Consider the following 13586-nt stretch of genomic DNA (forward strand, 5'->3'; position numbering starts at 1 on the left):
TAGAGAGAAATACTTTTTTTTAGGGATTGCCTCTTTGTCAAACTCCTCATATTTTTGAATTCAGTTAAAATTGAGACAGTCTCTGAAATCTTGGTAAAGACCTTTAAATTATGATATGATGAATACCAAACACTTATTATCGGGCCATGAAAAAGCCCGTTTATTTATCGTTCTGCTGGCTGTGGCAATAGGGCTCGTCGGTTGTAATAATGATGATGACCATGCATCGGGTAGCGAAAAAGATATTAGCGGAATTCTCCTTGCCCCGGAAAGCACTTCGGAAGCCGGGGCCCGGCTGAATGAGGTTAGTGCGCGTCGCGGGCCTTTAACGAAGCAGGTGGCCCACAGGGACGATTGTCCCGGAGATGTGCCGGCCGGGTATGTACGCCTTTCAGGGGTTGTGATTGAGTTGTTTGACGAAGACGGCAATAAACTTTCTGAAACACTTACAACCGACGGTTGCGGGATGTTCGAAGGAGCTGTTCCGGAAAAAGCTGTCTTGGCGAGAGCAGAACCCGATGGCCTCCGGCCTGTTGAAATAGAGATACAGGCCTTTGCAGGCAGTGAAGAACCCACCGTAGTGAGTACCATAAAGAGCTCAGCTGAATACCAGATACGTTCGCTGTTCCGGCAATCAGACGGCCGTTTCGGTTTTGTAGTGACTGACGATGTATCCGGTCGGCCAGTGATTGGTATTCCGGCATCTAAATTCAGTCTTGCCACAGGAGACAATGACATCCCGTTAGAATCGGTTACAGTGGCTGCCCAAACCCGGGAAGCTGCTACCGTGGTACTGGCAATAGATGTTAGCGGTTCTATGGAAACCGGTGTATACCAGGACGGGAATGGCGATAACTATACGCGCTATCACCTGGCCCGCGATGGCGCCCATCTGTTCCTGGATGAAAAAGGGGATGACGATGAAACAGCTATTATTTATTTCGACGGTACCGTACGGCCGGTAAATGACGAATATCTCGCATCAAATTTTACTTTTGAGGACAGTAGCGGCTCAGAGGTGAATTACACTTTTTCCGAAAGCGGCTTTACAAGTAAAGCAGAAGACCTGCGCCTGGTAGTAGATGCTTTAAGTCCCTATAACCTCATCTATCAAAACCCGTATGACGGCTATGGGGGAATTCAGCGTCCGCCCCATTCCGACACTCCTGCTCTCACTATATCTTCTGATCATCTGTGGCCTTCCGCCACAGCCGTTTGGGATGCTGTTTCTTATAGCCTGGATGCCGTTTCAGAACGCAGTCTTGTGCGTAAGGCTGTGGTTACCCTGGGAGATGGTGAGGATAATGCCTCCTCGACTGCCCTCCAGGAAGCCATAGACAAGGCGAACAACCTGGGCATTCCGGTATACACCATTGCCCTGGGCTTAGGGAACTCCCAGGCTGAAGAGAATCTTCAGCGCCTCGGTGAAGAGACCGGCGGAGGTTTAGTATCTGTTGATGATGAAGGAGCGGAAGTAGAATTGCTAAAAGTGTTTGAATCTATACAAACCGGTATCGTTTTCCAGTATATCGCCACTCTGAAAAACAGTGGTGATGTACAATCGGGAAATACGGTAACCTTGAAACTTGAATACAACGGGCTGCTAACCGAACGGAACTTTACTGTACAGTAGCGCTCATAAAAACCGTCGGGCAGAGTCAGGGGGGCTTGCCTGACGGTTTTTTAAGCACTACAATTTGTATTTAGACCGGTATCATTGATCTGAATCCGAATAAATCTGCCGGTTAATCGTGCAGAACTTCCTTGATAAACTCCACTTCCCCGGAGTCTACATTGTAATAAGCCCCCGCAATACCGATCTCTCCGGCATCGAACATTTCTTTCAGTACAGAGCTTCGTTTCAGGATCTCATCCATGGTATGGATCACGTTGTGATGGGCTACGGCTTCTACAAATTCGGGAGAAGAAGCGTCTGCATTCGGTTTCTCCCTGTTCACTTCTCCTATCGAATCCTGCATTTTACTCAACAGGGCTGTGATATTACCCATTTTTGCACCTTTGCAGGCACTGGTAACCGCACCGCATTTACTATGTCCCAGGACAACGATCAGTTTGGACCCTGCTACCTTGCACGAATATTCCATGCTGCCGAGGATATCCTCATTGATAACATTTCCGGCTACACGGGCGCTGAAAATGTCGCCCAGGCCCTGATCGAAGATCAGTTCTGCCGAAGTACGGCTGTCTATACAGCTGAGAATTACGGCAAAAGGGAACTGCCCGTCCTTGGTGGCATTGACCTGTTCGAGCAGGTCCCGGTTGGCTCTCAGGTTTTTTATAAAACGTTGATTGCCTTCTTTTAAAAATTCAAGGGCTTTTGCCGGAGTTACTGTGGCCTGTGTTTCTGCAGTATGTGCTTTCATATATTTGCTTTTGGACGGGGGACGGACAACCGGTGACGGATGCACAACTGTTACCTGTCCTCCGGTACCCTTCCCCCACATGTTATATTTATTTATCATTGATCAGCTCGGAAATGACTTCTTTATGCGATATACTGTTGTTCCCACGGTGTGCCACCAGTTCTTCGTGTTCCACAGATACATGATTGGCGGCTTCATCGTCATTATCCATTCGGTAGGCATCCTTAAAACCTGTCAGGATCACTTGTATGTCCTTTTCCGGGGCGGTAATGGTCTTGAATTCATGGATGAGGTCCAGGATGTCGTGTGCAATATAAACCGTGTCTGAGGCATTGATCATCACTTTGGAATTTTCCGGCAGGTGGCTCAGTGTAAGTTTAATGGCTGCCTTGTTCAGGAAAGATACTTCCTGTGCCAGGTCCATGTGTATAATGTCACCGTCTTTATATTCCTTCTTGCGGAAGAAGTATGCCCTTTTGATGTTTCCTTTCAGGATAAATATGACACTGATGATCATTCCCAGGGCCACTCCTTTCAGTAGGTCTGTAAAGACAACAGCACCGAAAGTGGCTATAAAGGGGATGAACTGGTATTTACCCTTCAGCCAGAAATGCTTAAAGGTAGCGGGCTTGGCCAGCTTATATCCGATAATGAGCAGCACTGCCGCCAAAGTAGCCAGGGGTATCCTGTTGAGCAGGAACGGGATGGCCAGTACACAGACCAATAAAAGGATACCGTGCAGTATGGCAGAAGTCTTGCTTTTACCACCGGCATTGATATTGGTTGATGTCCTTACGATCACGGTGGTAAGGGGTAGGCCTCCTATAAATCCGCATACCATATTCCCTATACCCTGGGCCTTAAGTTCACGATTGGCACTGGCATAACGCTTAAGCGGGTCGAGCCGTACCGAAGCCTCCAGGTTGAGCAGTGACTCAATAGAAGCCACTATGGCTATGGTTATGGCAGCTACCCAGACATCCGGATTGGTTACGGCAGCGAGGCTGGGAAGCGAGATCATTCCTTTGAATTCTTCTGCCGAAGTGGGGATCGGCAGGTTTACAAGATAGTTTCCCGAAACCGCCAGAGAACTTCCGGACATGATAAATACTTCGTTAATAAGTGTACCCGCAATTACGGCTACCAGGGCTCCGGGCAGGAGTTTTATTTTCTTTAGGAAACTTACTTTGTCCCAGGCAATTAATATGGCCAGGGATATAAGGGTAACCACAATGACCCCGGGTTTTATATCCCCGAAAGACGCGATAAGATCGGTGAATATGGCCAGGCCTGAACCTATCTCTACATCCGAACCGAGTGCCTTGGGCACCTGTTTCAGAAATATGATAGCCCCGATACCGGCCAGCATCCCTTCAATAACATTGGTAGGGAAGTAGTTCGATATGGTACCTGCCTTGATAAAACCGAGTACGAGTTGTATAAGGCCGGCGATGACTACCGCGGTCAGGAAGACCTCAAAGGCGCCCAGGTCCGTTAGCGCTACGAGCACGATGGCGGTCAATCCTGCGGCAGGACCGGAAACACTGACATGCGACTGGCTGAGGTACCCTACCACAATACCCCCTACTATACCGGATATGATCCCGGAAAACAATGGTGCGCCAGAGGCCATGGCTATTCCGAGACACAGGGGCAGTGCCACTAAGAAGACCACAAGTCCCGCCGCAAAATCCGATTTAAGATTTGCAAATAATGACGTTTTCTCTTTCATAAAATCAGTTTTTAAAAGATGGAGTATTTATATTATGTTTTATCAAAAAAATCATGAGAACAGGACACCAATGACAAGTAACAGGAGTATACCCGACTTATTGGTCATAGGTCTGTGTTTCAGAAAATAAACAGATCAAAGGCTGTGCTTGTAAGAGTTTCCTAAAAGCATTTGATGATAATCCCCGGGCCCGTTGTGTGAAAACACAGAGGGTATAATGGATTAAAGGCATGGCTATGGATAGCAAGGACCGGTCATATAGACGGTTTGTTACCTGACCACAAAAAAGGATCTGTTAAATAAGAAGTGATTAAGACAATTCAGGAGGTGGGCAAAATTGGTCTGCCTGGTATGAAGTATACAGATCTTCCACATATTCCATTGGAGCCCTTTCGTATAAGGGAGAAGACAGTACAAACGAAGAGTCGTATATACTGTTTATGATCCGGTCGTCTACAACTTTTGTACACCCGTGATTTTCCTCTTCGGCCGCGGAATAGAAGATGGAGACATCGGCACTTTTTTCTATAATGGTCACGATGGCGGGAGTGATCAGAAATATCCCGAACAGTACCAAAAAAGAAGCGGCAATACTTTTGTATGTCGATTTGTTAAGTACCAAAGATTTCCGTTTTTTAAAATCGTATTCAATGGCAAAAATAACAGGATTTTTTGAAATGAATGTTAAGGAACATTTAAAACAATGATTTTTAAAGGGTTTTTAATGGATTAATAATAATTTGTGATGATATCCACGATGTTGATAATTAGTGTTTTGTGTTCCGTTATCGTGCTGATTTTATGATTTTGGAGGAATTTTGAATAAGGAGTTTTTCTGTTTTGCCCTTTGCAGGGAAGGGTAAAGAAGGTCCTGTAAAAGGTATAATGAGGGATGACGGGCCTTATTTCATTGCTGAAAATGCTTGTGGGAAAAGGAAATGAAAATCGCCTTGTTTTTACGAGATGTTATAAATTTGTTCAAAATAAGATAAATGACCAGGGAAGAGACAGCAGTAAAAACCATTTATTTCAGTATACTGAGCAATGCTGTCCTTGCTGTTGTAAAAGGGGTTACCGGTATTTTTGGAAACTCATATGCCCTTATCGCCGATGCCATAGAGTCTACAACCGATGTGTTTTCTTCGCTTTTGGTATTACTGGGACTGAAATATGCCAATCGGCCCGCAGACCATAACCACCCTTATGGGCACGGAAAGGTCGAACCACTGCTCACTTTCGTGATCGTAGGTTTCCTGGTGATCTCTGCTACCATCATTGCCTATGAGAGTATACAAAATATAGACACGCCACACGGCCTGCCGGAACCTTATACGCTTATTGTACTGGGAGTTATTATTTTGTGGAAGGAGATCTCGTTTCGCCGGGTCATTAAAAGGAGCAAAGAGACCGGGAGCTCTTCCCTGAAGGCAGATGCCTGGCATCACCGGAGTGATGCGATAACTTCTGTGGCTGCTTTTATCGGAATATCTGCAGCGCTTGTGCTCGGGGAAGGATACGAATCTGCCGACGACTGGGCTGCACTTTTTGCATCGGGCATTATCGTATATAACAGTTATCTCATTTTCCGGCCGGCCTTGGGGGAGGTCATGGACGAACAGCTGTATGAAGACCGTATAAAGCAGGTCCGTGAGATCGCCGGGAAGGTAAACGGTATCATGGCCACCGAAAAGTGCTATGTGCGAAAGACAGGGATGAAATACAATATAGACTTGCATGCTATTGTAAATGCCGAGATCACGGTAAGGGAAGGGCATAAGCTGGCCCATGACCTCAAAGACGCCATTAGGGAAGCAATGCCCGATACCGAGCATATACTTATCCATGTAGAACCTTATGAAGAGAACCTTAATTCAGTATAAATCCTTTAACAGAGTCCGGGATCGTCAGTTCAGGCGTATCGGGAACAGTTTTTTTCGATTATCTCCGTACCGTAACTCAGTTACTACCTCCTGGCAAAAACCAGCCCTCCGCCATGTTAAAGCGCTTTCATATCGCCTTGCCGTAACCAGCCTGTTTTTCCGTCGGCGAGTTTTATGTGTTTCCAGTCGTCCAATGTTTCCAAGACCTGTACTTTGGTGCCGCTATGGAGCAGGAAAGCCTCTTCACTCCTGGAGTTTGGTTCCGATTTTACCCGGGCTTCTTCTGCAAAAATGATGGCAAAATTCGTGTTCACACTTTCCTGATACCTGTCATAGGCCACGTAAACACAAAACAAAAGGCAGATTACTGAAAGGATACTGCTTGCGAAAAAGATCCGTTTTTTGACGGACGAACTGAGGTAATAGTAGAAGAGGAACAACAGGGCCGACAGGAAGGCAAAGAAGACAGCGATCCCGGCCCAGGTGTTGTAATGAAAATTCCCGGCAAAATTTTCCCAGAACTTCGACATTCCCGTCTGTGGTACCTGTTCTATCGCATCTATGGTCATGTTCCGGGCGAAGGCCAGGTTATTCCTGATGTCCTTGTCATTGGGAGACAGTTGGAGGGCCTTTTCGTAATAATAGATACTTTCGGGAATACGCTTCAGTTTGTAATAGGAATTTCCCAGGTTGTAATATACCGCAGAAGAATGCTCCCCCTGGTCCAGAATGGCCCGGTAGTTCTCAGCGGCTTCTTCATACTTTCCGTCGTTGTACAGGGAAGTTGCTTCCTCGAAGAGCTTTTCGGAAGAAACTTCCGTGTTGCCCTGTGAGAATCCGGAAAAACCCAGGAGAAATATGAGGATGATATTGATAAAAAACTGTTTCATAATATATTCTCGTTTGGGACGCACGGCCGTGCGTCTTTACAGGGCGTAAGACCCTGTTTAAAAGGCCTTGCCTAAATTTGTTTGTCTATCCTGGAGATCACGGAGACCGCTTTCTCATAATCCTGCTGCATGGCCACTTCCGATGCCGGGGTGTACCGGGCCAGTTCACAACTTTGCAGCAGGCCTATAAACCCTTCCACATTCTGGCCGTCCACTTCTTTTTCTTCCAATATGGAAGTGATCTTTTCCTTGCTGAATTCCGAAGTCTCTATGTGGATTTTTGCTTTCAGGTAATTGTGCAGGGCCCTTTCGAGTGCAACGTAAAATTCTTCTTTTTTGCCCAGTGCCTTCCTGGCTTCGGACAAATATTTCTTGGCCAGCCTGTTGGCCTTGCGTATCCTGTTGCCTTGTACGTCTGCCGACACCTCCTGTTTCTTTTTAATGGCAAACACCGCAAGGGGAATAAGCAGGAATGGGGCCAGGAGCAGTGTGTAGAACATACCGGACCCGAAAAAGTCCTCTTTTTCCATGGAGCGGAGGGAAGGAGAGAGTTTTATGAATTTGAACTGACTTCCCGTTGCAACAACACTTTGTTTGGTATTCCCGGGAGCTGCCGTAGAGGAAGCGGTTGGTTGAGGGCCCTCGAGTACATCTATGACTGCCTGTTCGGAATGTATGGTTTTATACGATCCGGTTGACGGGTCGAAATACGAAAACGAGGTGCTGGGAATGGGGTATTGGCCTTTAAACTGCGGAACCACGGTGTAATTGTCAGAGACCGAACCGGACATTCCGGACAGGGAAGTGGATATGTTCTCCTTGAACTCCGGGTTGTATACTTCCATGGAGCTGGGCAGGTCTATCTTGGGCAGGGAGAATAGTTTAAAATTACCTTTTCCCTGTACTTCTACTTTCAACTGAAGGGATTCGGAAGCCTTTAAGTCCTTCTTGGAAGAGGTTACCTTAAAGTTGAATTTGCCCACGGCACCGGTAAAATCCGCAGGTTTTCCCTTTTGCGGAAGAGATTTGACGTTAATCGTACGGTTCCCGGCAGAAACGGTCTTATGTGTCTGTGTATAGAGGCGGCTCCCGAAAAAGTCCCTGCGATTGGTGGGGACATCTACCGTGACATCGAGAGAAAGTGGTTCCAGGGTGAGTTTTCCTTCTTTTTGAGGATACAATACCACCTGTTTGAGAATGACATAACGGTAGGGTTTACCCTTGTACGTACCGTTCTTGACTTCGAGCCGTTTAATCTCAATATCCTGATTCCAGAAATTGTTGTATGTCGGGTTGTCCAGGGGACGGAAGTCAGACACATTGGTGTCCGGGCTTACATAGAGTTTGTAAACCACGGTTATGGCTTCGTTGAGGTAAGGGCTGGAGTTGGATACCTCTGCAACCAGGTGCAGGTCGGCTTCGTAGCTTCCCTGTTCTGCATTATTATCGCTATTGGCTACGGCGGCAGTGACCTCCACAGTTACGGGAAGGGTTTTATAGATATTGCCGTCTATTTCGATAGTGGCCTGTTTTATGGAGAATTTTCCCCGGCCCACGGGTGCCAGTACATAAGAATATGTTTTGGAAAAACTGCGTTTACCGTTGATCCAGGAATGGCTTACAGACTGGTTGGGTCCCATGACCACCGTAAAACCATTAAAATCGGGAGGCGTAAAATTGTCCCCGTCCTTGTTCATGGTAAAATCAATACGCAACCGCTCGTTTACCCCCAGCTTTTCCTTGCTTACCTTGGCTTCGAACTGAACGCCTTTCTCCTGGGAAAAACAGAGGGAAGAGAACAACAGCAGTACAGATAATATGAATATGTTTTTTTGAATTCCCATAGTTTTTTAAATCACTTTGAATAGCGTACGGCAATGTCCGCAAACCGGTCTACCAGTCTTTTTCGGAAGAGACCTTGACCCCTTTGGCCTTTTTGGCATTGACCTTGTCCTGTACCCGTTTTTCTTCCTTGCTCATGGCATCGAGCAAAGCCTGTATCTGTTGAGGAGATAGCTGGCGCTGCCCGGCACGGGGTTGTCCTTCGCCTTCTTCGGGTTGTCCTTCCTGGTTCTGGTCTTCCTCATTTTGACCCTTTTCATCATCTCCCTGGTCCTTATTGTTTTCGGGCTGTTGATCGCCTTTGTCTCCCTGGTCTTTCTGGTCCTGGTCTTTTTCTTTTTTGTCTTTCCCGCCCTGATCCTGGTTTTGCTGATCCTGGTCCTGTTTGTCCTGATCCTTGTCCTTGTTCTTGTCTTTGTTGTCCTTATCGTTCTTGTTGTCTTCGGGAGGGTTTTTCTCCAGCATTTCCTTGGCAAGTGCCAGGTTATACCGGGTTTCTTCGTCCGTAGGGCCGTTTCGCAGGGCTTCTTTATAGGCTTCTACCGCCTTCTGGTATTCCTTGTTTTTCATAAACACATTGCCGAGGTTGTGATAAGCCCTATGTTTTTCTTCCTTGCTCCGGCCTGTTTCCCCGGCCTGTTTATACCGGGTAAAGGCCTCTCCGAGCTCTTCTCTACGGTAGTAGGCATTTCCCAGGTTGTACTTCGCAGTGGCGTTTTCGGCATCTTTTGCGATGGATTTCCTGTAATTGACCTCAGCATCTTCAAAATTGTCCCTGGCCAGTTCTTCATTGGCTTCATACAGGAATTTTTCGGATACCTGTGCTGCCTTTTCGGCTTCCTGGTCCTTTTCTTTTTCCTGACCGTAGGAAAGGAAGACAGACAGGAGCAGCGCCACAGGTATCCAGTTTCCCGGGTTTAAAGCTCTCTTATATTTTATAAAAATGGTCATCTTTCTGTACTTTCGTGGATTGACAGGTTCTCGGGGCGTTATTTTTCGTTCTTTTCATTAAACAGGTTCAGTTTCCGCACCCAGCTGGTCTTTCTCTCGAGAAAGAGGAGGTCTAAAATTAGAAATAAAATAGCTGCCCCCAAAAACCATTGGAACTGACTTTTATAGTCGGCAAATTGTTTGGTCTCAAATTCTTTTTTATCCAGTTGCCCCAGGAAGTCCTTCATAAAAGAAATAACTTCCGATGTGCTTGACCCGTTGATATAGGCACCGTTGCTTTCTTCGGCAATGTCTTTCAGGGTGGTTTCATCCAGTTTGGTTATCACTGTTTCGCCCTGCCGGTCTTTTTTATAGGTTTCGGTGATGCCGTTCCGCTTGATGGGAATAGGGCCTCCTTTGGCTGTCCCTACACCTATGGTAACTATGCGGATACCTTTTTCTATGGCCTCTTCTATGGGTTGGTTTATACTCTTTTGGTGATCTTCGCCGTCAGAAACGATAACGAGGATCTTATTGGTCTGTTCTTCGTCGTTAAAATAGTCCTTGGCCATGTCTATGGCATCTCCGATAGCTGTGCCCTGGGAAGATAACATATCGGTATTCATGCCCTGGAGGAACATTTTTGCAGCGGCATAGTCGGTGGTGATAGGCAGCTGGGGAAAGGCCTCGCCGGCATAGGCAATAATACCTATACGGTCGCCTGCCAGCTGGTTGATGGTCTCCGAAATGAGCCGCTTGGCCTTTTCGAGCCGGTTGGGTGTGATGTCTTCGGCCAGCATACTTTTAGACACATCTACGGCAAACACAATGTCCACTCCTTCTCTTTTTACCGTTTCGAGTTTTGTACCCAGTTTCGGGTTTACCAGCGCAAAGGACAGGCAGGTAAATGCCAGCAACAAGGTGATGAGTTTCAACAGGGGCTTGAACGTAGAAGCCTCGGGGCTGAGCCTTTTCATCAGGGGGGCGTCTGCAAATTTTTTCTGTGTCCTTTTTTTCCACAGTTGCAGAAAGGTAAAAAGCAGTATCACCACCGGGATAATGGCGAGCAGATAAAAATATATTTTTTCTTCCAGTACGTACATCTGGTTTGTTTATAGTTTGTTGTTCCCCTGTTTACAGTTTACGGAATAATTCTGGGTTTGGATGACAAGCCTGTTCAGATTAATTATTTTTTAACTTTTTAATACTTTATCCTATTAGCATTATCTCATGACCAAATTCTATACAAAACTTCGAAAAACGGTATACCGCAACAGCAATTCCAGCAACAGGAGGGCACCTGCAAGCAGGGCCAGCGGCCGGAATTTCTCTTCGTAATTGTAATATTTGAATTCTTCTATTTCAGTGGTTTCCATTTGGTTGATCTCGTCATAGATCTCTTCGAGTTTCTCGTTGTTCGTGGCCCTGAAATACTTCCCTCCGGTTTCCTTGGCGATGTCCTTGAGTAGTTTTTCGTCGATCTCCACTTTTTGCATGCCATACCGGAACGATCCGTCGGGGTTATAGGCTACGGGTGTCATGGCCATACCGTTGGTGCCCAGGCCTATGGTGTAGGTCTTTATGTTGTATTCCTTGGCCAGTTCCGTAGCCGTAAGGGGTTCGATAACCCCGGTATTGTTCACCCCGTCGGTGAGGAGAATGATAACCTTGCTCTCGGCTTTACTGTCTTTAAGGCGGTTTACAGCGGTAGCCAGTCCCATACCAATGGCCGTACCGTCTTTGAGCATTTCAAAATCCATCTCGTCGAGGGTGCTCAATACCAGCGCTTTGTCGCTGGTAACGGGGATGGGGGTATAACTTTCGCCGGCATAGGCCACAAGGCCTATCCTGTCATTGGGCCTGTTCTTTATAAATTCTGCCACCACTTCCTTAAGGGCAATAAGGCGGTTGGGCTTCAGGTCCCTGGCCAGCATACTGGAGGAAAAATCGAGCGCCATAACGATGTCTATCCCTCTCGTAGTCTTGGTACGGGAAGAAATATCCAGGGTTTGAGGCCTGGCCATCGCTGTGATCAGTGCTGCCAGTGCCAGCATCCGCAGGAAAAAAAGTCCCGGTTTTAATTTGGGCAGGATGGAAGCACCCGCTTTGAACCCCTTTACGGAGGAGATCCTCAGGGAGGCCATTTCCTTTTTCCGGTTGAACAGATACCATACGAGTGCCAGAGGAAGCAACAATAGCAACCAGAAGAATTGTGGATTGGCAAATTGAATATTCTCCAGCATTTTATTGGGTTTTAAAATCGATGGAATTTACGATCCTGTTCTCAATATCTTTAGCATACCGGTCGTCTTGTTTATGGACGATGATCACCTGTTGGAATGCTCCTTTTTCGGTGAAATTCAGCATGATGTACTCTCCTTTTATCGTTTCTCCATCGGGGGTGGTAATGTCCAGGTTTCCGTAAACCTTACTGCCTTTTTTCCCGGACGGAGTGGTGAACTCATCCTGTTTTACTATGATGTTTTTTGCCCCCTGCTGTTCCATCGTGGCTATGGCGCCCTGTACGGCATCCTCGACACGGAATTCCACACCTTCCCGAAGGGTGGTTACGCTGGCCGAAACATGGAAATTTCCGGTAAAGTTTCCATAAACAAAGGTCTGATTAGTGCTTATGACCTTTTTCATGGCATTCGAAAGTTTCACTTCGGCTCTCCGGAGTACTTTGGGGGTTTCCAGGGTAATGATCGGGTAGCCGTATTCACTGGTGATCCACTCGCCGTGGAGAAGTTCCCTGGTGGGATGTCCGAAAACAGTGTCTTTAACCTGGTAGAACCCGTAATAGGCTACGGCTCCCCCGGTAGTGATCAGTAGCAGGCATGCCGCAGTTATGCCGATGAGGACCCGTTTTTTCTTACGGCGCTTGCGTTCCAGTTTGGCCTGGTATTCTTCTTGTTGGAGCAACTCTTCTTCCGTAGGCTCGGGAATGGCTTCCCGGGTCTTTACCACTACATTTTCGATGACCTTACGGTCTTCCTCGGCCGCACGGGTTTCGGGCCTTGAGCGCGCAAATTTTACCAGGTCGGCTTTCTTCAGCACGTTTTTGAAGTTGTCTATCGTAGGTTTTTCCAGGTTGAGCTTGCCGCTCTGCTGCAACAGCTCCAGTCGGGCCACCAGTTCTTCGGTGGTGCTTTCCATGGCAGAGATATGGATTTCTTCTTCCAGGTAGGCCCGGACGATATTGGTGAGTTCTGAATAGTATTCTTTGTACTGGGATTGTATGAGGTATCTCGATTCCTCCAGTTTCTTAAGTCCCAGCAGAGCACGGTCAAAAGGAGGTAAGAGGGCTTCTTTTTCGGCGTCGCTGAGCGGTTTTTTACGAATAAAGAACCAATATACCAGGGCACCGGCCACGAGCAGGCCTATTAGTGCCCATAGCAGTATTTTTCCCCATCCGGAGTAGTTGTTGCTGACTTCTGCGAGCGGTTTTATGTCATACATCTTTTGCGATGTGGTATCTACCGGGATGTCACTGACGGTAACCTGAAGGGAATCGGTGTAGAATTCCTTGTTGTTGATGATAATCTTTTGCCGCGGAAGGGTATAGTGACCGGAGTCGAACTGGGTCAGGGCGTATTTCCGGGTGAGATTAAACCTGTCTTTGTTTCTGAAGGTATCAATGTCGGTGGCCTCCACCATTTCGAGCGGGGTAAAGGTCTGTCCTTCCGGAAAGACCACAAGGGCAGTGCTATCGGCCTCTATTTCGATCTGGTACCGGAGCTGTTCCCCGATCCTCATTTGAGTGGAATCTATCCGGGAAGAAACCCGGGGGGTGTTTTGGGCAATACCCCGGAAAGGGACAGATAGGAGCGCAGCAGCAAAAAGTATTTTTACCCCCACGGCAGTGAGGGAAAAATATTTGGTTCCTATGACGAAAAGGTCTTTAATCATGCATCATTCAAAATTATGG

11 protein-coding genes are annotated in these 13586 nt (G+C 47.0%); 2 read left to right on the forward strand and 9 right to left on the reverse strand.

The features are described from left to right. Positions 1-115 precede the first annotated feature (115 nt). Positions 116-1633 (forward strand): vWA domain-containing protein, encoded by a 1518-nt coding sequence (locus KN811_RS12625; RefSeq protein ID WP_187963506.1) that lies wholly within the window; start codon positions 116-118, stop codon positions 1631-1633. A gap of 112 nt (positions 1634-1745) precedes the next feature. On the opposite strand, the gene KN811_RS12630 is transcribed toward KN811_RS12625, so the two are convergent. From KN811_RS12630 to KN811_RS12640, 3 genes are all read right to left on the reverse strand, one after another. Next, entirely contained in the window at positions 1746-2384 is a 639-nt protein-coding gene (locus KN811_RS12630; protein ID WP_187963507.1) for a carbonic anhydrase family protein, read from the reverse strand. A gap of 88 nt (positions 2385-2472) precedes the next feature. Beyond that, a complete protein-coding gene (locus tag KN811_RS12635) occupies positions 2473-4116 on the reverse strand; it encodes a SulP family inorganic anion transporter (protein ID WP_187963508.1) in 1644 nt (547 codons plus the stop codon). A gap of 310 nt (positions 4117-4426) precedes the next feature. Continuing rightward, positions 4427-4738: a hypothetical protein gene (locus tag KN811_RS12640; protein ID WP_187963509.1), complete on the reverse strand. Its 312-nt coding sequence runs from the start codon at positions 4736-4738 to the stop codon at positions 4427-4429. A gap of 370 nt (positions 4739-5108) precedes the next feature. Between KN811_RS12640 and KN811_RS12645 the strand changes: the two genes are divergently transcribed. After that, positions 5109-5996: a cation diffusion facilitator family transporter gene (locus tag KN811_RS12645; RefSeq protein WP_187963510.1), complete on the forward strand. Its 888-nt coding sequence runs from the start codon at positions 5109-5111 to the stop codon at positions 5994-5996. A 116-nt stretch (positions 5997-6112) separates the two neighbouring features. On the opposite strand, the gene KN811_RS12650 is transcribed toward KN811_RS12645, so the two are convergent. The 6 genes from KN811_RS12650 to KN811_RS12675 all read right to left on the reverse strand — a co-directional run bounded on the left by KN811_RS12650 (position 6113) and on the right by KN811_RS12675 (position 13567). Beyond that, the gene (locus KN811_RS12650; protein ID WP_187963511.1) at positions 6113-6886 is read right to left on the reverse strand and encodes a tetratricopeptide repeat protein; all 774 of its coding nucleotides are present in this window, start codon (positions 6884-6886) and stop codon (positions 6113-6115) included. 71 nt (positions 6887-6957) lie between these two features. Further along, a complete protein-coding gene (locus KN811_RS12655) occupies positions 6958-8730 on the reverse strand; it encodes a BatD family protein (protein ID WP_187963512.1) in 1773 nt (590 codons plus the stop codon). 49 nt (positions 8731-8779) lie between these two features. Next, positions 8780-9679, reverse strand: coding sequence for a tetratricopeptide repeat protein (locus KN811_RS12660; RefSeq protein WP_187963513.1), 900 nt, complete (start codon positions 9677-9679; stop codon positions 8780-8782). 38 nt (positions 9680-9717) lie between these two features. Further along, entirely contained in the window at positions 9718-10761 is a 1044-nt protein-coding gene (locus KN811_RS12665) for a VWA domain-containing protein (RefSeq protein WP_187963514.1), read from the reverse strand. Positions 10762-10899: 138 nt separating this feature from the next. Beyond that, positions 10900-11901, reverse strand: a complete 1002-nt coding sequence (locus tag KN811_RS12670; RefSeq protein ID WP_187963515.1) for a vWA domain-containing protein — start codon at positions 11899-11901, stop codon at positions 10900-10902. Between the two features lies 1 nt (position 11902). Further along, positions 11903-13567, reverse strand: a complete 1665-nt coding sequence (locus KN811_RS12675) for a BatD family protein (RefSeq protein ID WP_223129332.1) — start codon at positions 13565-13567, stop codon at positions 11903-11905. Between the last annotated feature and the right edge of the window lie 19 nt (positions 13568-13586).

Source organism: Sinomicrobium weinanense, from assembly GCF_018863395.1.
In the GTDB taxonomy this organism is placed as follows: domain Bacteria; phylum Bacteroidota; class Bacteroidia; order Flavobacteriales; family Flavobacteriaceae; genus Sinomicrobium; species Sinomicrobium weinanense.